At 69.2% G+C, this 20,422-nt stretch carries 15 protein-coding genes and 2 tRNA genes; 15 read left to right on the top strand and 2 right to left on the bottom strand.

Annotation, left to right across the window (positions count from 1 at the left end):
• Positions 1–130: 130 nt before the first annotated feature.
• The 13 genes from dnaA (at position 131) to ACFV6V_RS03785 (ending at position 17,378) form a co-directional block, all read left to right on the top strand.
• A complete protein-coding gene (gene dnaA, locus ACFV6V_RS03845; protein WP_385558614.1) occupies positions 131–1,900 on the top strand; it encodes a chromosomal replication initiator protein DnaA in 1,770 nt (589 codons plus the stop codon).
• A gap of 953 nt (positions 1,901–2,853) precedes the next feature.
• A complete protein-coding gene (gene dnaN, locus ACFV6V_RS03840; protein ID WP_385558886.1) occupies positions 2,854–3,984 on the top strand; it encodes a DNA polymerase III subunit beta in 1,131 nt (376 codons plus the stop codon).
• Positions 3,985–4,127: 143 nt separating this feature from the next.
• On the top strand, positions 4,128–5,006 hold the full coding sequence (gene gnd, locus ACFV6V_RS03835; RefSeq protein WP_385558611.1) for a phosphogluconate dehydrogenase (NAD(+)-dependent, decarboxylating): 879 nt from the start codon (positions 4,128–4,130) through the stop codon (positions 5,004–5,006).
• 79 nt (positions 5,007–5,085) lie between these two features.
• Positions 5,086–6,207 (top strand): DNA replication/repair protein RecF, encoded by a 1,122-nt coding sequence (gene recF / locus ACFV6V_RS03830; protein WP_385558608.1) that lies wholly within the window; start codon positions 5,086–5,088, stop codon positions 6,205–6,207.
• A complete protein-coding gene (locus ACFV6V_RS03825) occupies positions 6,204–6,758 on the top strand; it encodes a DUF721 domain-containing protein (RefSeq protein ID WP_385558605.1) in 555 nt (184 codons plus the stop codon). The genes recF and ACFV6V_RS03825 overlap by 4 nt, the downstream gene beginning before the upstream one ends.
• 489 nt (positions 6,759–7,247) lie before the next feature.
• Positions 7,248–9,317: a DNA topoisomerase (ATP-hydrolyzing) subunit B gene (gyrB, locus tag ACFV6V_RS03820; protein ID WP_385558603.1), complete on the top strand. Its 2,070-nt coding sequence runs from the start codon at positions 7,248–7,250 to the stop codon at positions 9,315–9,317.
• A gap of 41 nt (positions 9,318–9,358) precedes the next feature.
• On the top strand, positions 9,359–11,965 hold the full coding sequence (gene gyrA / locus ACFV6V_RS03815; protein WP_385558600.1) for a DNA gyrase subunit A: 2,607 nt from the start codon (positions 9,359–9,361) through the stop codon (positions 11,963–11,965).
• A gap of 99 nt (positions 11,966–12,064) precedes the next feature.
• A complete protein-coding gene (locus ACFV6V_RS03810) occupies positions 12,065–12,682 on the top strand; it encodes a DUF3566 domain-containing protein (protein WP_385558884.1) in 618 nt (205 codons plus the stop codon).
• Positions 12,683–12,764: 82 nt separating this feature from the next.
• A tRNA-Ile gene (locus ACFV6V_RS03805) sits at positions 12,765–12,841 on the top strand.
• Positions 12,842–13,370: 529 nt separating this feature from the next.
• Positions 13,371–13,529 carry a hypothetical protein gene (locus ACFV6V_RS03800; RefSeq protein ID WP_385558597.1) on the top strand — a complete coding sequence of 53 codons (159 nt, stop codon included), beginning with the start codon at positions 13,371–13,373 and terminating at the stop codon, positions 13,527–13,529.
• Positions 13,530–13,781: 252 nt separating this feature from the next.
• Complete coding sequence (locus tag ACFV6V_RS03795) at positions 13,782–13,916, top strand: DLW-39 family protein (protein WP_003958712.1); 135 nt, start codon at positions 13,782–13,784, stop codon at positions 13,914–13,916.
• Positions 13,917–14,109: 193 nt separating this feature from the next.
• Positions 14,110–16,083 carry a VWA domain-containing protein gene (locus ACFV6V_RS03790; protein ID WP_385558595.1) on the top strand — a complete coding sequence of 658 codons (1,974 nt, stop codon included), beginning with the start codon at positions 14,110–14,112 and terminating at the stop codon, positions 16,081–16,083.
• Positions 16,080–17,378, top strand: coding sequence for a hypothetical protein (locus tag ACFV6V_RS03785; RefSeq protein WP_385558592.1), 1,299 nt, complete (start codon positions 16,080–16,082; stop codon positions 17,376–17,378). The genes ACFV6V_RS03790 and ACFV6V_RS03785 overlap by 4 nt, the downstream gene beginning before the upstream one ends.
• Positions 17,379–17,395: 17 nt before the next feature.
• Here the strand turns inward: ACFV6V_RS03785 and ACFV6V_RS03780 are convergent, their stop codons facing one another.
• Positions 17,396–18,784, bottom strand: a complete 1,389-nt coding sequence (locus ACFV6V_RS03780; RefSeq protein WP_385558589.1) for a serine/threonine-protein kinase — start codon at positions 18,782–18,784, stop codon at positions 17,396–17,398.
• A gap of 77 nt (positions 18,785–18,861) precedes the next feature.
• Positions 18,862–19,410 carry a helix-turn-helix domain-containing protein gene (locus ACFV6V_RS03775; RefSeq protein ID WP_385558586.1) on the bottom strand — a complete coding sequence of 183 codons (549 nt, stop codon included), beginning with the start codon at positions 19,408–19,410 and terminating at the stop codon, positions 18,862–18,864.
• Positions 19,411–19,551: 141 nt separating this feature from the next.
• Between ACFV6V_RS03775 and ACFV6V_RS03770 the strand changes: the two genes are divergently transcribed.
• Both ACFV6V_RS03770 and ACFV6V_RS03765 read left to right on the top strand, forming a co-directional pair.
• Positions 19,552–19,624 (top strand) — tRNA-Ala (locus ACFV6V_RS03770).
• A 370-nt stretch (positions 19,625–19,994) separates the two neighbouring features.
• On the top strand, positions 19,995–20,420 hold the full coding sequence (locus ACFV6V_RS03765; protein WP_385558583.1) for a DUF6344 domain-containing protein: 426 nt from the start codon (positions 19,995–19,997) through the stop codon (positions 20,418–20,420).
• Positions 20,421–20,422 lie beyond the last annotated feature (2 nt).

The following is a 20,422-nucleotide window of genomic DNA, read 5'->3' as shown; positions in this document are numbered from 1 at the left end:
GGGCGCCTGACTACCGTGACTGGACTCGAAATCCTTTCGTGCCCGTCCTTCCCATCCATACCGCCTGCCGGACCTGACCGACCCGTCCCGAGAACCGCACAATCGTGGGACCTGTGAGAGAGCGTGCCTTGTGGCTGACGTACCTGCCGATCTTGCCGCAGTGTGGCCACGAGTGCTGGACCAACTCCTCGGTGACGGCCAACAGGCCATCGAGCCCAAGGACAAGCAGTGGATCGAGCGCTGCCAGCCGCTCGCGCTGGTGGCCGACACCGCACTCCTGGCCGTCCCCAATGAGTGGGGCAAGCGGGTCCTGGAGGGTCGGCTGGCCCCGCTGATCAGCGACACCCTCAGCCGTGAGTGCGGCCGCCCGATCCGTATCGCGATCACCGTGGACGACTCAGTGGCCGAACCCGCGACCCCGCAGGCTCCCTCGGGTCCTCCCGTCCCGCAGCACCGGTACGAGGACTACGGGCACCGGCCAGGGCCCGACGACGGTCTGCCGACCGTCCGCCCCGCCTACCCCGAATACCAGCAGCGCCCCGAAGCAGGGGCCTGGCCGCGCAGCCAGGAGGACCTTTCCTGGCAGCAGCCGCGGCTCGGCGCCTTCCAGGACCGCGACGCTCCGGCGGAGCAGTGGCGCGAGCCGTACGCCGGGCCCCACTCCCAGCAGCAGCGGCACGACTACCGCTCTCCGGTGACCGACCACGGACCCTACGACCAGCCGCGCGGCGAGCACCGCGAGCGGCCGGAGGCTCCGGCCCCCAGGCACGGTGGCCCGGGCGGGGCCGGGATCGCGGGAAGGCCCGGCAGCGGCGCGCCCGGACCGCTGGGCGCCCAGCCGGCCCCGGCGCCCGGCCCCGGCGAGCCGCACGCACGGCTGAACCCCAAGTACCTCTTCGACACCTTCGTCATCGGCGCCTCCAACCGGTTCGCGCACGCGGCGGCCGTCGCGGTGGCCGAGGCGCCCGCGAAGGCGTACAACCCCCTGTTCATCTACGGGGAATCAGGTCTCGGCAAGACCCATCTGCTCCATGCCATCGGGCACTACGCGCGGAGCCTGTACCCGGGCACGCGGGTGCGGTACGTGAGCTCCGAGGAGTTCACCAACGAGTTCATCAACTCCATCCGCGACGGCAAGGGCGACGCCTTCCGCAAGCGCTACCGCGATGTGGACATCCTGCTGGTCGACGACATCCAGTTCCTTGCGAGCAAGGAGTCGACGCAGGAGGAGTTCTTCCACACCTTCAACACGCTCCATAACGCGAACAAGCAGATCGTGCTGTCGTCGGACCGGCCGCCCAAGCAGCTGGTGACCCTCGAGGACCGGCTGCGCAACCGCTTCGAGTGGGGTCTGACCACCGATGTGCAGCCTCCGGAGCTGGAGACGCGGATCGCGATCCTCCGTAAGAAGGCCGTCCAGGAGCAGCTCAACGCGCCACCGGAGGTGCTGGAGTTCATCGCGTCCCGGATCTCACGCAACATCCGTGAGCTGGAGGGCGCGCTGATCCGGGTGACGGCCTTCGCGAGTCTCAACCGGCAGCCGGTCGATCTCGGGCTCACCGAGATCGTCCTCAAGGACCTCATCCCGGGCGGTGAGGACTCGGCACCGGAGATCACCGCGAGCGCGATCATGGCGGCGACCGCCGACTACTTCGGGCTGACGGTGGAGGACCTGTGCGGCTCCTCGCGCAGCCGGGTACTGGTCACGGCACGCCAGATCGCGATGTATCTGTGCCGTGAGCTCACGGATCTGTCGCTGCCGAAGATCGGGGCACAGTTCGGCGGGCGGGACCACACCACGGTGATGCACGCGGACCGGAAGATCCGCGCGCTGATGGCGGAACGACGCTCGATCTACAACCAGGTCACTGAGCTCACCAACCGCATCAAGAACGGCTGACAGCGCCGCCGCACCGCCGCTCAGGGGGTGGGGCGGCACGGCGACCAAGGGCGCCCCGGGGATCCGTCCCGGGGCGCCCTTCGGCGTTCCCGGGGCAGGACCGGGGAACGGGGTGAGGCCAGGAACGGACCTCGCCGGCCCGGACGGGAGCCCGACCGGGGTGCGCCCCGAGCGCTCGGCGCGGCCAGGCGCTGTTCGAATACGCATCGGCGCAGCTCGGTTCTCCACAGAAGTACCGAAGATCCACCGTCCACAGCCTGGGGACTCCCAAGTTGTCCAGATTGTGTCCACAGCCGAGATGCCCGACACTTCATCACACCAGGTCAGCTGGTTGTGGAATTGTGGCCAAGTGGCGTCCACAGACTGTGGATTACCCAGGCGTCCACAGGCCGCGATCTGGCTTGTCCCCACCCTGCCCACAGGCTCGGCCGGGTTGCCCACAACTTGTGCACAGCCCTGTCCACTGTTCGGCAACGAAACGCCCGAGCTCACCGGACCGAGTGAAAGGCGTCACATCAAGCTGCCGGGTTGGGCTGTGGGGAACCCGGGTAAAGCTGGGGACAGCGCTGGGGAGAACTCCCCATGGCCTGTGTATCGGGTGTGCAGAACTTTCGCGCGTCCACAGACGACCCCAGTTGTCCACGGGCTCCACCCACAGGGCCGGTGGACAAAATTCTGGGTCTGACCTGGGCAGACGGGGTTATCCACGGTTTCCACAGGCCCTACTACTACTCCCACTTAGAGTTAGCCCGGAATCCGCTTCGAAGTGGGTGCTGTGCACAACTCGGGGCCGGACCCCTGGCCATCGCTTGTCTCGACTTGACCACGAGCCGCACCGAGTGTCGGTGTGGTGCGTCAGACTGGTCTCCGGCAGCAACCCGGCTCTCCGGCCGGCGACCGTGCCGACCACGAAGACCAGCAGGGCGAGCGAGCAACAGCAGGAGGCGGTTCCGGTGAAGATCCGGGTGGAGCGCGATGTACTCGCGGAGGCGGTGGCGTGGGTGGCCCGGAGCCTCCCGGCCCGTCCGCCGGCGCCCGTTCTCGCGGGCCTTCTTCTGAAGGCGGAGGACGGCGCGCTCAGCTTCTCCAGCTTCGACTACGAGGTCTCCGCGAAGGTCTCCGTCGAGGCGGAGATCGAGGAGGACGGCACGGTCCTCGTCTCCGGCCGGCTCCTCGCCGACATCTGCCGCGCTCTCCCCAACCGCCCTGTCGAGATTTCCACAGACGGTGTACGGGCGACGGTGGTCTGTGGTTCGTCCCGCTTCACCCTCCACACCCTGCCCGTGGAGGAGTACCCGGCGCTGCCGCAGATGCCGACCGCGACCGGCACGGTCCCCGGCGAGGTCTTCGCCTCCGCCGCTGCCCAGGTCGCCATCGCCGCCGGACGCGACGACACCCTGCCGGTGCTGACGGGTGTACGGATCGAGATCGAGGGCGACACCGTCACACTGGCGTCCACCGACCGCTACCGCTTCGCGGTCCGTGAGTTCCTGTGGAAGCCCGAGTCCCCCGACGCTTCTGCCGTAGCGCTGGTGCCCGCCAAGACGCTGCTGGACACCGCCAAGGCACTGACGAGTGGTGACACCGTCACGCTGGCGCTGTCCGGCTCCGGCGCCGGCGAGGGCCTGATCGGTTTCGAGGGCGCCGGGCGCCGTACCACCACCCGGCTGCTCGAGGGCGACCTGCCGAAGTACCGGACGCTCTTTCCGACGGAGTTCAACTCGGTCGCGGTGATCGAGACCGCTCCGTTCGTCGAGGCGGTCAAGCGCGTGGCACTGGTCGCCGAGCGCAACACCCCGGTGCGGCTCAGCTTCGAGCAGGGCGTGCTGATCCTGGAGGCCGGTTCCAGCGACGACGCACAGGCTGTGGAGCGGGTGGACGCCCGGCTGGACGGCGATGACATCTCGATCGCCTTCAACCCGAACTTCCTGCTGGACGGACTGAGCGCGATCGACTCCCCGGTCGCCCAGCTCTCCTTCACCACCTCCACCAAGCCCGCTCTGCTCAGCGGCAAGCCGGGCGTGGACGCGGAAGCGGACGAGGCCTACAAGTACCTGATCATGCCGGTGCGGCTCAGCGGCTGATCACGGCTGACCTGCGCGGTTGCCGGAAGATGCCGACTCCTGGGGCCCCTCGTACGAGCGTCTGACCCCACAGGTGTGCACCCGCGTCCGGGCGTAGGCTCGGACGCGGGTACAGAACTGCACACGACCTGAAGGAATCACTGATGGAGCTCGGTCTCGTCGGCCTCGGCAAGATGGGCGGCAACATGCGCGAGCGGATCCGCCGCGCAGGCCACACCGTGATCGGTTACGACCGCGATCCGGACCTCGCCGATGTCCACAGCCTCGAGGAGCTGGTGGCCAAGCTCGAGGGCCCCCGGGTCGTGTGGGTGATGGTGCCCGCGGGGCACGCGACCCAGGCCGTCGTCGACGAGCTGGCGGGGCTGCTGTCGCCCGGTGACGTCGTCGTGGACGGCGGCAACTCCCGCTGGACGGACGACGAGCGGCACGCGGTCGAGCTGGGCATCAAGGGCATAGGCTTCGTCGACTGCGGTGTCTCGGGCGGTGTCTGGGGCCTGGAGAACGGCTATGCGCTGATGTACGGCGGCAGCGAGGAGCATGTCGCCAAGGTCCAGCCGATCTTCGACGCGCTGAAGCCCGAAGGCGACTTCGGAGCCGTGCACGCGGGCAAGGTGGGCGCCGGCCACTTCGCGAAGATGGTCCACAACGGCATCGAGTACGCCATGATGCAGGCCTACGCCGAGGGCTGGGAGCTGCTGGAGAAGGTCGACTCGGTCACGGACGTCCGTGAGGTCTTCCGCTCCTGGCAGGAGGGCACGGTCATCCGCTCCTGGCTGCTCGACCTGGCGGTCAACGCGCTGGACGAGGACGAGCACCTGGACGGACTCCGCGGTTACGCACAGGACTCCGGTGAGGGCCGGTGGACTGTGGAAGCCGCCATCGACCACGCGGTGCCCCTGCCCGCGATCACGGCGTCGCTGTTCGCGCGGTTCGCGTCCCGCCAGGAGGACTCGCCGCAGATGAAAATGATCGCCGCCCTGCGGAACCAGTTCGGCGGGCACGCGGTCGAGGTCAAGAAGTAATCCACAGGCTGTGTGCGCGCTTCTGCGCACGGCCTGTCGATGAGCACGGAGCAGGAGCCGGGGGAGGTCGGCGCACCACATGCACGTCACGCATCTGTCGCTGGCCGACTTCCGCTCGTACGCCCGGGTCGAGGTCCCGCTCGACCCGGGCGTCACCGTCTTCGTCGGGGCCAACGGGCAGGGCAAGACCAATCTGGTCGAAGCCGTCGGCTATCTCGCCACCCTCGGCAGCCACCGGGTCGCGTCCGACGCGCCGTTGGTACGGATGGGGGCGGATCGCGCGATCATCCGCGCTGCCGTCACCCAGGGCGAGCGTTCTCAGCTGATCGAGCTGGAGCTGAATCCCGGCAAGGCGAACCGAGCCAGGATCAATCGGTCCTCGCAGGTCAGACCGCGTGATGTGCTCGGGATCGTGCGGACCGTCCTCTTCGCACCGGAGGACCTCGCGCTGGTGAAGGGCGACCCGGGAGAGCGGCGGCGTTTCCTGGACGAGCTGATCACCGCGCGGTCGCCGCGGATGGCGGGGGTGCGCTCGGACTACGAGCGGGTGCTCAAGCAGCGCAACACCCTGCTGAAGACGGCCGCGATGGCCCGGCGCCACGGTGGGCGCGGGGCCGATCTGTCCACCCTTGACGTGTGGGACCAGCATCTGGCGAGTGCCGGGGCGGAGCTGCTGGCCCAGCGGCTGGATCTGATCGCGACTCTCCAGCCGCTCGCGGACAAGGCGTATGAGCAGCTTGCCCCGGGGGGCGGGCCGGTGGCGCTGGAGTACCGCGGCTCGGCGGGCAGTGGAGTGCACGGCCGTGAGGAGCTGTACGAGCAGCTGCGCGCCGCGCTCGGCGAGGTGCGCAAGCAGGAGATCGAGCGGGGTGTCACGCTCGTCGGGCCGCACCGCGACGAGCTGCTGCTCAAGCTGGGCGAGCTGCCCGCGAAGGGGTACGCGAGCCACGGTGAGTCCTGGTCGTATGCGCTGGCGCTGCGGCTGGCCTCGTACGACCTGCTGAGGGCGGAGGGCAACGAGCCGGTGCTGGTGCTCGACGATGTCTTCGCCGAACTCGACGCCCGGCGACGCGAGCGGCTGGCGGAGCTGGTCGCGCCCGGAGAGCAGGTCCTGGTGACGGCGGCGGTGGAAGACGATGTACCCGGGGTGCTGTCCGGGGCGCGCTGTGTGGTGGCGGATGGCGCGGTGGAGCGCGTATGAGCGAGCACGAGGCGCCGGGAGTGCCCGGGGCTGCCGGTGGACCCGAGCTGTCGGGTGTGGACCTGGCACGGGTGGCGCTGCGCGCGGCCAAGGAACAGGCCCGGGCACGGGGTGCGGCGGCCCAGGAGAAACGGCAGGCCAGGCGGGGTGGCGGCCTGCGTTCCGGAGCCCGCGCGGACGGCCGGGACCCGCTGCCGCTGGGCGCCGCGATCAACCGGCTGATCACCGAGCGGGGCTGGGAGACGCCCGCGGCGGTGGGCGGAGTGATGGGCCGCTGGCCGCAGATCGTGGGCGAGGACCTGGCGAAGCACTGCGTACCACTGCGGTACGACGAGGACCCGGACCAGCGCGTGCTGACGGTGCAGTGCGACTCGACGGCGTGGGCGACGCAGCTGCGGCTGCTGGCGCCCCGGCTGGTCGCCCGCCTGAACGAGGACCTGGGCCAGGGCACGGTCCGCCTGATCAAGGTCCTTGGCCCTGGCGGCCCTGCCCGCCGCTATGGGGCGCTGAGGGCGCCGGGAAGTACGGGGCCGGGCGACACCTACGGCTGAGACCGCGCTCCGCGCGGTGCCGGTTCTCGGTGTCCCGCATCCCGGTGCTCGCGTCCCGCGTGCCTGCCGGCAGCCGTGGCGCGGGCGGTTTCGCGGTGTGCCACGCCCCGTTGCCGGCGTCCGGGTGTCCGGGTGTCCGTCTCAGGCTTCCCTGACGTCCTCGGAGGCTTCGAGGCGGGCCGGGTTTCACGGGCTTCCCGCAGCCGGACAGGCCACCCGAAACCTACGAGGCACATGAGGTGTCCCTCACCGTAGCCACGGGTTGACAGGCCGAAGCGCTCAACGCCGGTGTGAGCCTCCTGGAGCCCCTTCCTGGATATGGGGAGTCGGTCGGCGCCCGTTGAGGGCGGCACATGCGGACTCAGGTACCCGCAAACCCCCATTCATGTCGGCGATACCGGTAGACTGGTGGGTAATCCCGCCGTGTAGGCGGGACAGTCGATTAATGCCGAACGACGCAGCCGCTCCCGAAAGCCCGGAGAACGGCTCGTGCTGTGCCAGAAAGGGCGCTTCGTGGCCGATTCCGGCAACCCCAACGAGAACCTTCCGTCCACAGCTGCCGGCGGGAACGGCGAGGCATCCTCGTCGTACGACGCCAGCGCGATCACCGTCCTCGAGGGCTTGGACGCGGTTCGCAAGCGGCCTGGCATGTACATCGGCTCGACCGGTGAGCGTGGACTCCACCACCTTGTCCAGGAAGTCGTCGACAACTCCGTCGACGAGGCCCTGGCGGGCCACGCGAGCAGGATCGACGTCACGATCCTCGCCGACGGCGGTGTGCGCGTGGTCGACGACGGCCGTGGCATCCCCGTGGACATCCACCCGGTGGAGAAGAAGCCCGCCGTCGAGGTCGTGCTCACCGTGCTGCACGCCGGCGGCAAGTTCGGCGGTGGCGGCTACGCCGTCTCCGGCGGCCTGCACGGCGTCGGCGTGTCCGTGGTGAACGCGCTGTCGACCAAGGTCTCGGTCGACATCAAGCGCGACGGCTTCCGCTGGACCCAGGACTACAAGCTGGGCGTGCCCACCGCGCCGCTGGCGAAGCACGAAGCGGTCGAGGACTCCGGCACGACGGTGACCTTCTGGGCCGACGGGGACATCTTCGAGACCACCGAGTACTCGTTCGAGACGCTCTCGCGCCGCTTCCAGGAGATGGCCTTCCTGAACAAGGGCCTCACCCTGACCCTGACGGACGAGCGTGAGTCGGCGAAGGCGACGGTCGGCGCCGACGACCCCGACGCCGAGGCCGCGGAGGAGCCGAAGGCCCGCACCGTCACGTACCACTACGAGGGCGGCATCGTCGACTTCGTGAAGTACCTCAACTCCCGCAAGGGGGAGCTGATCCACCCCACGGTCATCGACATCGAGGCGGAGGACAAGGATCGGCTGCTCTCCGTCGAGGTGGCGATGCAGTGGAACTCGCAGTACAGCGAGGGTGTGTACTCGTTCGCGAACACCATCCACACCCACGAGGGCGGTACTCACGAGGAAGGCTTCCGCTCCGCGCTGACGGGTCTGGTCAACCGCTACGCACGCGACAAGAAGCTGCTGCGTGAGAAGGACGACAACCTCACGGGTGAGGACATCCGCGAGGGTCTGACCGCGATCATCTCGGTCAAGCTCGGCGAGCCCCAGTTCGAGGGCCAGACCAAGACCAAGCTGGGCAACACCGAGGCCAAGACCTTCGTCCAGAAGATCATCCACGAGCACCTCACCGACTGGTTCGACCGCAACCCCAATGAGGCCTCGGACATCGTCCGCAAGGGCATCCAGGCCGCCACGGCCCGCGTCGCCGCACGCAAGGCCCGCGACCTCACCCGCCGCAAGGGCCTGCTGGAGAGCGCCTCGCTGCCGGGCAAGCTGTCCGACTGCCAGTCCAACGACCCCATCAAGTGCGAGATCTTCATCGTCGAGGGTGACTCCGCCGGCGGCTCGGCCAAGTCCGGCCGGAACCCGATGTACCAGGCGATCCTGCCCATCCGCGGCAAGATCCTGAACGTCGAGAAGGCCCGGGTCGACAAGATCCTCCAGAACACCGAGGTCCAGGCCCTCATCTCGGCCTTCGGCACCGGTATCCACGAGGACTTCGACATCGAGAAGCTCCGCTATCACAAGATCATCCTGATGGCGGACGCCGACGTCGACGGCCAGCACATCAACACCCTGCTGCTGACCTTCCTCTTCCGCTTCATGCGGCCGCTGGTCGAGGCGGGCCATGTGTACCTGTCCCGCCCGCCGCTCTACAAGATCAAGTGGGGCCGGGACGACTTCGAGTACGCGTACTCGGACCGTGAGCGGGACGCGCTCGTCGAGCTGGGCAAGCAGCAGGGCAAGCGGATCAAGGAAGACTCGATCCAGCGCTTCAAGGGTCTCGGCGAGATGAACGCCGAGGAGCTGCGTGTCACCACGATGGACGTCGAGCACCGTGTCCTCGGCCAGGTCACCCTGGACGACGCGGCACAGGCGGACGACCTGTTCTCGGTGCTGATGGGCGAGGACGTCGAGGCACGGCGTTCCTTCATCCAGCGCAACGCCAAGGACGTCCGCTTCCTCGACATCTGAGTCGGTCTCAGCTGACCGCTCGAAAGGACTGAAGACCAGCAATGGCCGACGAGAAGACCCCTGCCACCCCCGCAGCCAACCAAGCCGCCGAAGCCCAGGTGGAAGGCCCGCCGATGCGGATCGAGCCCGTCGGGCTCGAGACGGAGATGCAGCGTTCCTACCTGGACTACGCGATGTCCGTCATCGTCTCGCGTGCGCTGCCGGACGTACGGGACGGCCTCAAGCCCGTGCACCGCCGCGTGCTGTACGCGATGTACGACGGCGGCTACCGGCCCGAGAAGGGCTTCTACAAGTGCGCCCGTGTCGTCGGTGACGTCATGGGTACGTACCACCCGCACGGCGACTCCTCCATCTACGACGCGCTCGTCCGTCTCGCGCAGCCGTGGTCGATGCGTCTGCCGCTCGTCGACTCCAACGGCAACTTCGGCTCCCCGGGCAACGACCCGGCCGCCGCCATGCGCTACACCGAGTGCAAGATGGCGCCGCTGTCGATGGAGATGCTCCGGGACATCGACGAGGACACCGTCGACTTCCAGGACAACTACGACGGCCGTAACCAGGAGCCGACGGTCCTGCCGTCCCGCTTCCCGAACCTGCTGGTCAACGGCAGCGCGGGTATCGCCGTCGGTATGGCCACCAACATCCCGCCGCACAATCTGCGCGAGGTTGCGGCCGGTGCCCAGTGGGCGCTGGAGCACCCGGAGGCCAGCCACGAGGAGCTCCTCGACGCACTGATCGAGCGGATCAAGGGCCCTGACTTCCCGACCGGTGCGCTGGTCGTGGGCCGCAAGGGCATCGAGGAGGCGTACCGCACCGGCCGCGGCTCCATCACGATGCGCGCGGTGGTCGAGGTCGAGGAGATCCAGAACCGCCAGTGCCTGGTGGTCACGGAGCTTCCGTACCAGGTGAACCCGGACAACCTCGCGCAGAAGATCGCCGACCTGGTGAAGGACGGCAAGGTCGGCGGCATCGCCGACGTGCGCGACGAGACCTCGTCCCGCACCGGCCAGCGGCTGGTGATCGTGCTCAAGCGGGACGCCGTCGCGAAGGTCGTCCTCAACAACCTCTACAAGCACACCGACCTCCAGACCAACTTCGGCGCCAACATGCTGGCGCTGGTCGACGGTGTGCCGCGCACCCTGTCGCTGGACGCGTTCATCCGCCACTGGGTGACGCACCAGATCGAGGTCATCGTCCGAAGGACCAAGTTCCGGCTGCGCAAGGCCGAGGAGCGGGCCCATATCCTGCGCGGTCTGCTCAAGGCGCTCGACGCCATCGACGAGGTCATCGCGCTCATCCGGCGCAGTGACACGGTCGAGATCGCGCGCGGTGGGCTGATGGACCTGCTGGAGATCGACGAGATCCAGGCCAACGCGATCCTGGAGATGCAGCTCCGCAGGCTGGCAGCCCTGGAGCGGCAGAAGATCGTGCAGGAGCACGACGAGCTCCAGGCGAAGATCAACGAGTACAACGCGATCCTCGCCTCGCCGGAGAAGCAGCGCGGGATCGTCAGCGAGGAACTCGCCACCCTGGTGGAGAAGTTCGGCGACGACCGGCGCTCCAAGCTGGTGCCCTTCGACGGTGACATGTCCATCGAGGACCTGATCGCCGAGGAGGACATCGTCGTCACCATCTCGCGTGGCGGCTATGTGAAGCGCACCAAGACCGACGACTACCGCTCCCAGAAGCGCGGCGGCAAGGGTGTACGCGGCACGAAGCTGAAGGAAGACGACATCGTCGACCACTTCTTCGTCTCCACCACGCACCACTGGCTGCTGTTCTTCACCAACAAGGGCCGGGTCTACCGGGCCAAGGCGTACGAGCTGCCGGATGCCGGCCGCGATGCCCGTGGGCAGCATGTCGCCAACCTGCTGGCCTTCCAGCCGGACGAGCAGATCGCCGAGATCCTCGCGATCCGCGACTACGAGGCCGTGCCGTATCTGGTGCTCGCCACCAAGGGGGGTCTGGTGAAGAAGACCCCGCTGAAGGACTATGACTCCCCGCGTTCCGGCGGAGTCATCGCGATCAACCTGCGGGAGACGGAGGACGGCAGCGACGATGAGCTGATCGGTGCCGAGCTCGTGTCGGCCGATGACGATCTGCTGCTGATCAGCAAGAAGGCGCAGTCGATCCGGTTCACTGCCACGGACGAGGCCCTCAGGCCGATGGGCCGGGCGACCTCCGGTGTGAAGGGCATGAGCTTCCGCGAAGGTGACGAGCTGCTCTCGATGAACGTGGTCCGGCCCGGTACGTTCGTGTTCACCGCCACCGACGGCGGATACGCGAAGCGGACCGCCGTCGACGAGTACCGCGTCCAGGGCCGGGGTGGCCTCGGTATCAAGGCCGCCAAGATCGTGGAGGACCGCGGTTCGCTCGTGGGCGCGCTGGTGGTCGAGGAGACCGACGAGATCCTCGCCATCACGTTGTCCGGCGGTGTGATTCGTACGCGAGTCAACGAAGTCAGGGAGACGGGCCGTGACACCATGGGCGTCCAGCTGATCAACCTGGGCAAGCGGGACGCCGTGGTCGGTATCGCGCGTAACGCCGAGGCGGGGCGCGAGGCCGAGGCAGTCGACGGCGCTGATGGCGCCGACGAGGTCGAGGACGCTGCCGTGGTGGCCGACGCGGCCGGCGAGCACGAGGAGTAGGACGTGAGTGGAGCCGAGGGCGCCGGTTCGGCTGCCGCTGCCGGGGCCGCCGGACCGAACGGCGCCCCCGGCTCCCCGGGCGGCCCCCGGGGGGCTACCGTGACGGACACCGGGGGGCCGAAGCCCCCGTACGAGAGCGATGGCGGGGAGCAGGAGCAGCCGGTGCAGCAGCAGGGAACGCAGCCATACCACCCACCCCAGGCGTACCCCTCGCCTCAGGGCGAACCGGGTACTGAGGAAGGTCGGCAGCCGGCCACGGCGGCCGGGCAGACGGCCCCCTCGGGCGGGAGCACGGGCGCGGTACGTCGCCCGCGTACGGGAGCGACCACTCAGCCGAGGACGCGCAAGGCACGGCTGCGCGTGGCCAAGGCCGACCCGTGGTCGGTGATGAAGGTGAGCTTCCTGCTCTCCATCGCCATCGGCATCTGCACGATCGTCGCTTCCGCGGTGCTGTGGATGGTCATGGACGCCATGGGTGTCTTCTCGGAGGTCGGTGGCACGATCAGCGAGGCGACCACGGTCAGCGATGCCGGGGAGAGCGGCGGTTTCGACCTCGAGGCGTTCCTGTCGCTGCCGCGCGTACTCGTCTTCACCTCGGTGATCGCGGTCATCGATGTGGTGCTCGCCACTGCCCTGGCGACGCTGGGAGCCTTCATCTACAACATCTCGGCCGGGTTCGTGGGCGGCATCGAGCTCACGCTTGCGGAGGACGAGTAGCGGAGGGTCCGGGGGGTAGGTAACCGATTTTGGGACTACCCCCCACGTGCGCTAACCTTCAGGAGTCAGCGCGCAGCGCGGAGGGGCTATAGCTCAGTTGGTTAGAGCGCATCCCTGATAAGGATGAGGCCACAGGTTCAAATCCTGTTAGCCCCACCAGTGCAAAGGCCCCCAACCGATCTTGGTTGGGGGCCTTTGACGTCGCCGGCTGACATCAGCCGGTGGGCGGATCCGTAGGTCCGCAGACTGCCCGACTCCGAAGCCGCAACGCCGACCTCACGTGATCTCAGCTGGCCAAGCTCGCGCCATCAAGCCTCCTACCTGCGGATTTGTCGAGGCGGGAGGTTTGATCGTTGTTACTCTCCCGGGAGATTGATGCATCGATATGTCGATGCATCTGGGGGTGGGGGAGCAACGTGCAGAAGAAGCACAAGGTGGGACTGGCCGCGGCCGCGGCGGTGCTTGTGGCGGTGCCCGGCGGGCTGGTGGTGAAGAGCCAGGCAGCGGCGGCCGAGCGGGAGGCGGAACGGAATTCTCTCGAGCAGGCTGCCGAGGAGTTCTTCCAGCGGCGTGGGATGCGCCTGGGGCGTTGTGGCGGAAGGAAGCCCCGCCGGCCGGCAGGGTCTGGAATCAGGCCGATGCCAGAGCCATCGTGAGCCGGGTGGAGAGAAAAGGCGGCCAATTCATTGTGAACGTCAATGAGATCACCACTCCGTACACCTCCGACACGTACGGCAGGAAGCTGAGTCCGGACTTGCCCTATGTGGGGTCCCACGTGTTCGTCTTCGAGCGGGACGGCGACGACTGGCGTCTCGTCCAGGACCTGACGGACCAGCTGACGAAGTAGCGCGCCTGTCTGTCCGCGCGGATGCCGGCCCACGCCCCGTGCCCGGTGCAGTGGCACGTCCGTCGGCTCTCCGGCGTGCCCTGCCGCTTTCCCGGTCCACGGGTCGGTCGGGCCGACTGCTCGTCGCCGCCGTGGAATTGGCGGCTCGCTGGCCGGGAGCCGGTGCGGACTCAGGTCACCGAACGGTATCGGTCGGTGTGTATAGTCGGGCGCCAGAGGTCCTCATACGTCAAGGAAAGACGAGGTCGCGCGGTGAAGAAGCTTCTCCTGGTCGCACTGGCCGCCATCGGCGGGCTCCTCGTGTACCGCCAGATCCAGGCGGATCGCGCCGAGCAGGATCTGTGGACGGAGGCGACCGACTCCGTGCCCGCAGGTTCGGGTGTGTGAGCCCCAGACAAGAACGAAGTGACGGAGCCCCGGCCGCTGAGCGGCCGGGGCTCCGCGCTGTTTCCGGTGCAGGGGGCGGGATGGGGTGCGCGCGCTCTGTTGCCTGATCGTGACGCTGTGGCCTTGTGTTCACCTTCGCGAATGAATAGCTTGCGTATGCAAAGTTGATGTCGGTGTGGAGGGGGATCGGCGGATGCATTCCAGGCATTGGCGCCGTACGCGTACGGCACTTCTCACCACCGGAGCGCTGCTCGCCCTGGCGATCACAGTGCCGCCCGCCGCCGCGTTGTCGGGAGCACGCGCCGAAAGAGCCCCGGCGCCGGAGGCGGGCGGGGCCGGCGGACTTGTCATGGTTCTCGACTCGTCCGGCTCGATGGCCGATGACGACGGCACGGGGCGGACGCGGATGGAGGCCGCCCGGTCGGCGGTCGCCGGTGTTGTGGACGCACTCCCCGACGGGCATCCCACCGGTCTGCGGGTCTACGGTGCGGACCAGCCCCGGGGCTGCACCGACACCCGTCTCGTCCGGCCCGTGCGGGCGCTCGACCGGGCGGCCCTGAAGCAGGCGGTCGGGTCCGTGCGGCCCAAGGGGGACACTCCCATCGGCCTCTCGCTCCAGAAGGCCGCCCAGGACCTTCCCGAGCCCACGGGCGGGGAGATCGGCACCCGCACGATCCTGCTGGTCTCGGACGGCGAGGACACCTGCGGCACACCGGAGCCCTGCGAGGTCGCGAAGCAGCTCGCCGACGAGGGGGCCGGGCTGCGCATCGACACCGTGGGCTTCCAGGTGCGCGGCGCCGCCCGCAGGCAACTGGAGTGCATCGCCGAAGCCGGCAACGGGCGTTACTACGAGGCACCCGACGCCGAGGCTCTGGCCCGGCAGCTGCAACGCTCCGCGCGGCTGTCCGCGGACGGCTACCGGTTGCGCGGCAAACCGGTCGAGGGCACACCGGGGCGTGCCGCCGCACCCGTGCTCGCGCCGGGGCAGTACCTGGACTCCCTCGGGCCGGGCGAGAAGAGGCACTACGCGGTCGGCCTCGACGCGGTCTCCACGGCGGACTTCTCGGCGACGGCCGTGCCGCAACCCGGGTCGGCCATCGACCAGCTCGACGCCCTGGGCACCAGGATCGAGTACGACAGCGGGGGTTCGGGCAGTTCTTTCAGCTCCTGCGAGTCCAGCACCGAGCACTTCTTCCAGGTGGAGGGAGCCACCCCGCTCACCTCGGCGGTCGCACGAGTGCCCAGTGCGAGAGGTGGCAATACCTGTGACAGGGCGGGGCGTTACTGGCTTGTGGTCGAGCGGAAGAGCGCACCGGGCTCGGACTCCACCCGCTGGCCGCTCGAGCTGACATACGGAGTCGAGAAGCCGCTCGCGCGCGGCGTCACACCGGCCGAGTCGCGACCGGACTACGGCAAGGGCGACAAGGGCGCGGTCATGCCGCTGGGCGACCCGGAGGACGTGGCGGGGGGCACGGGATTCAACGACGCCAGGGAGATCGGTCAGGGCGTGTGGCGCGACCGGATACTTCCTTCGCAGACACGCTGGTACAAGGTCCACGTCGGCTGGGGGCAGCAGCTGCGCTACGACGTGGAGTTCGCGAACGAGCCAACTGTCGGGAGAACTTCGGGAACTTCGGGAACTTCGGGAACCTCGGGGAACTGGTCGTACGGTGCCACGGACGTGTTCACTCCGGCGCGGGCGCCGGTGGGCGGCGGCACCATCGAGTTCGGGCAGCGGACGGTCTACAACGGACGGCCGGCCGCGCTGAAGATGGGCACGGTCCCGGTCTCCTGGACCAACCGCTATGAGCACCACCCCAATGTCATTCCCGTGCACCAGGACGGCGACTACTACATCGCCGTCACACTCGGCTCCCGGGCCGCCGAGATCGCGGAGAACCCGCAGGTCGGTGTGGTGCTGCGAGTGGCAGTGCTCGGCGAGGCGAAGTCGGGGCCGCAGTACGGCGCGCCGGTGGCGGTGAAGAAGCCGGCCACCCGCGCGGACAGCGCCGGGACGGGCGGGGCAGGATGGACCGGCACCATGACCGCGATGGTCGCGGGTGGCGCGGTCGTCCTGATCGCCGGGATCGTTTTCGCTCTCGTACGCACACGGGCGTCGCGGGGCAGGAACGGCCGCACGGACACGACATGGGGGAGGGCGCGATGAGGCAGCGCGGCAAGGGCCGGGGCCACAGCCGGGGCAGGATGACGGCGGCGTGGTGCGCGGCGTTGTGCGCCGTGATGGCGCTGCCGGGCGGTACGGCGCAGGCGGCGGACGCGCCCGGCTCGTACTCCTTCGACAGCAAGGCCAAGCCGGTCCGTGGCGCCACCGTCAACAGCAACGCCCAGCGGCTCACGCCCGGTTCCGTCTACCGGGATCGCATCAAGAAGGACGGCAAGCTCTACTACCGCCTCGATCTCGACGCCAGGACGAACGCCTATGTCTCGGTGGTGGCCGTACCCAGGGCGGGCGGCAAGGTGGAGTACGGCGACGGCATCACCGTGAGCCTCAAGAGCGGCACGGACTCCCAGTGCAGCACGCAGGACGCGTCCTTCGAGGGGGGCACCTTCACCCGCCCGATCGCCGCCTACGCGCATCGGATGATCGAGCCGGACAGCACCAACTGCCAGGAGCGCGGCGCGTACTACGTGCTCGTCGAGCGGACCACGAAACCGACGTCCACACCGGACGACTGGGATCTGGAGATCCGCTACGACGAGGAGCCCCCACTCAAGGCCGCGGGGCCCACCGAAGCCCCCGAGGACTGGCCATCGGCCTCCCCCGCACCGCCCGCGGGCGGCCCGCAGAAGCGGGCGGGCGGTACCGGCTTCAACGACGCCATGAGCATCGGGCAGGGCGAGTGGCGCGACGACATCAAGCCCGGGCAGACACGCTACTTCCGGGTGCCGGTCGACTGGGGTCAGCAGCTCTTCGTCGCCGCCGACCTGGGCTCGAGCACGGCGAGCACCGACTACGTCAGCGACGCCCTGGTGGTGGCACTGCACAATCCCGCCCGCGGCTACGTGCTCCAGGCGGCGGGGCCGTACGACGGAAAGCCCTCGTCGCTGGGGCTGAAGTCACTGCCTCCGGTGGCCTACGAGAACCGTTTCGACAGCAATGAGAGCGCGAGCGGTATGCGTTTCGCCGGCTGGTACTACGTGTCGGCGGCGCTCAGTCCGGCACTCGCGGAGAAGTACGGCGACAAGGCCGTGCCACTGACGCTGCGGGTGAATGTGACGCGGCAGGCGAAGCAGGGTCCCGGCTACGACGGACAGCCCGGGATATTCGCCGTCACCGACGACGACCGGGACGCGGTGGCCAAGGGGGTCAGCGGCCCCGGGGCGGCCAGGAGCGACACGATGAAGCTCGTCGCGGTGGCCGGGATCGGGGCCGGGACCGTGCTGTTGCTGGTTCTCGGAGGCTGGAGGGTCCTGGCGCGGAGACACCGCCCGGCAGCCTGAGGACCGGACGGCGGGCGTCACACCTGGGTGAGTGCCCAGATGCCCACGGCGAAGCAGACCAGGGCCACCAGCAGCACCGGGATCGCCACCTTCGGGGGTGGTCCCGGGCGCACGTGCGGGGAGGGCTCGCGGCTGTCGACGCGCGGGGGCGGGGAGACGGGCATGGGCGCGGGCGGGCGCGGGGCCTCGGCGGTGTAGGGGCGCGTCGGAGTCTGTCCGTAGGTCACCGGCACGGTCTGCGCCGTCTGCTGCGCGGGCGGCGGCGCGAGATGGAAGGAACCCGTCTCGGAGGGTGCGGGCATGGGTGGCGCCGGCGGTGCGGGCGGCGGTGTGTGCGGGCCGTGGTCGACGGGTTGCTGCCGGCCGGTCGCGTTGTGCGGAGCGGGCGCAGCCGCGGAGCCGGTCGTCGCGGAACCGGTGTGCGACGGGCCGACCACGGGGGCCTGGCCCTCGGCGGGAGCCGCCGGCGGTGCCGACGGAGTCGTGGGCGCGGTCGTGGGCGCGGACCGCTCAGGGTGTGCGGGCCGCTCGGGGCCTTCGGGGCCGAAGCCGCTGGGCAGCGGCCCGATCTGGTCGAAGACCTCGACCGGTTCGTCGTCGGTTCCCGGCTCGGGCAGCAGCTCCACGGCGGAGGCCAGCGCCTTGCGCGCCCCCGTGGCCGTACGGAACCGCGTCTGCGGGTCCGGCTGGAGCAGACTGGCGAGTACCTGCCACAGCGGCTCGGGGATGCCCTGGGGAGCGCCCGGAGTCCCGTGTGCGGCGAAGTGCTCGACCAGAGCCCGGGCGTCGGGCTTCTGGCCGTGGAGCAGATAGAGGGCGACAAGGCCGACCGCGAAGAGGTCGGCGGGGAAGTCCGGCTCGGCACCCAGCATCTGCTCGGGGGCGAGATAGCCGGGCGTCCCCACGACATAGCTCGTCTCGGTCAGCCGGGGCTCGCCCTTGCGCATGGAGATACCGAAGTCGGACAGCCGCAGGTGCGGCCGTCCGGTCCCGGTGGCTTCCAGCAGGATGTTGGCCGGCTTGATGTCTCGGTGCACGACCCCCTCGGCGTGCACCGCCGCGAGCCCGGACAGCAGCTGGTCGAGCAGGGTGCACACGAAGCGCGGCGGCAGCGGGCCGTAGTCCCCGATCAGGTGGGCCAGCGAACCGCCGCTCACCAGATCCATGGTGAACAGCACCTTGTCGTCGTCCGCGGCCCAGCTCGCCGGGGCCAGGACATGGGGATGGTCGATGCGCAGCGCCTGCTCACGCACGAAGCGCAGCAGTGTGTGGGCGTCGCTCTGCTGGAGGACCTTCGCGGCTACGTAGCGCCGCCGCCGCTGATCCCAGGCGCGCCAGACCGCGCCGACCCCACCACGGCCGATCGGGTCGATCAGCTCGTACCGACCAGCGAAGACCTCACCCATTGTGCCGCGCCCGCCCCCGGTTCCCTGTTCCGATGCCGTGCCCTGCCCGGGGGCTTCGGCGCCCCCGGACCTCGTCCTCAGCTCTGGTGCGACTCGTAGTGGGCGACCGCGTCGGCCGTACGCCCCGCGCCGTACACCCTGAGGAACTCTGCCAGCTCGGGGTGCGTCGCTGCGAGGGTGTCCGCCGCGTCGATGATGTCCCCGGCCGCCGCCACCGAGCGCAGCAGCGACTGGATCTCCCGGACCACCCGGCGCACGGTCGGAGCTCCGGAGCTGGTCGTGGTCTGCCCGGTGCTGGTGAGTACGGACCCGCCCTGCGACTTCTTGATCTCGTCCATCCGGGCCGTGGCCTCGGCGGCACTGGCGCTGCCGTCGGCCACCTGCCCGGCCAGTTCCTGAAGGGCCTGGACGCGCTGGACCACCGCAGGGTTGCCGATCTTGGCCCGCTGCCCGCTCATCAGCTGGGAGAGCATTGGTGCCGACAGCCCGAGCACTGCCGCGAGCCGCGCCTGGTTGAGCCCCAGATCGTCTATCAGCCTGCGGAAGAGCGCCCCCAGAGGCTCTCCGTACCAGCTGCGCTGAAGCTCTCTCGCTCTCGCGGTCGTGTCCTGCTGTGCTGCGTCCATGTGCGTCTCCCCATCGCTTCCCCATGCGTCGGCTTCGCTGCCGCGAACCTGACGAGCATCCTACGGAGAGTGGTCGGATACCGGGAGTCCCAATCCTTTTGCAGGATCAGGGGGGTGACCCGGTACTCTGTTCCCTGTTCCGGGGCCTTAGCTCAGTTGGTAGAGCGCTGTCTTTGCATGGCAGATGTCAGGGGTTCGACTCCCCTAGGCTCCACCGGATGAAAGCCCCTCCGACTTGCGGAAACGTAAGCCGGAGGGGCTTTTTCGCGCCCTTGTGCGCCTCTGCGTCGCCTCTGCGTCGCCCGTGCCGCGTTCGGCGCAGCACGCCGTCTCCGTTCCGGGTTGCACCCGTGGTGCGGGGGTGTTAGGAGCCGTACTCGCCAATGAGGTCAAGGGGTTCACGGGGCCTGGGGAAGGGCTCGCGGGAATGCTCGACCCGTGCGGTGGTGGCGGGGGAGCGTAGGCCGGACGGGTGGTGTTCATCTGAAGATCGCTCGACTCGTGGCGTAGATCCCCGACTTCTCGAGATGCGTCCACATCATGAGGAAGGTATGTAAAACGCCCTATCCCGAAAGCGAGGGGTCATGGCCGCCGTCAAGGTCACAAGTCTGTGGACCGCTCTCATCTCCCTGCTTGCCGCGCTGTTCGCCTCACTGGGGCTGACCGGCTCCGCATCCGCCTCCCGCAAGCGGCCCGCGCTGCCGGTGCGGGTGGAGACGGGGGAGCGCGTCACTCCGCGAAAGACGCGACAGACGCGACAGACGCGAAGGACGCAACAGACATATGAGCCACAGACCCCCGGCGCGGGGCGCGTACCAAGGCAGGGGGCGACACCGCAACGGGCGCCACGGGACCGGTCGCTGCCGCCGACGATCAAGCAGCGCATCGGGGCAGAGGCCCATGGCACCTCACCGTCGGTGCGTTATCGCGCAGAGCCGCCGGACGGCCTGGCGCTGCTCCAGGGCCCACTGCCGGTGCCCGGCGCGGCGCTCGCCACCCCGGCGGCATGAGG

Origin of the sequence: Streptomyces sp. NPDC059828, assembly GCF_042731955.1 — a bacterium.
Taxonomy (GTDB): domain Bacteria; phylum Actinomycetota; class Actinomycetes; order Streptomycetales; family Streptomycetaceae; genus Streptomyces.
Note: the sequence above shows the minus strand (reverse complement) of the source record. Positions and strands in the feature narration are given on the sequence as shown.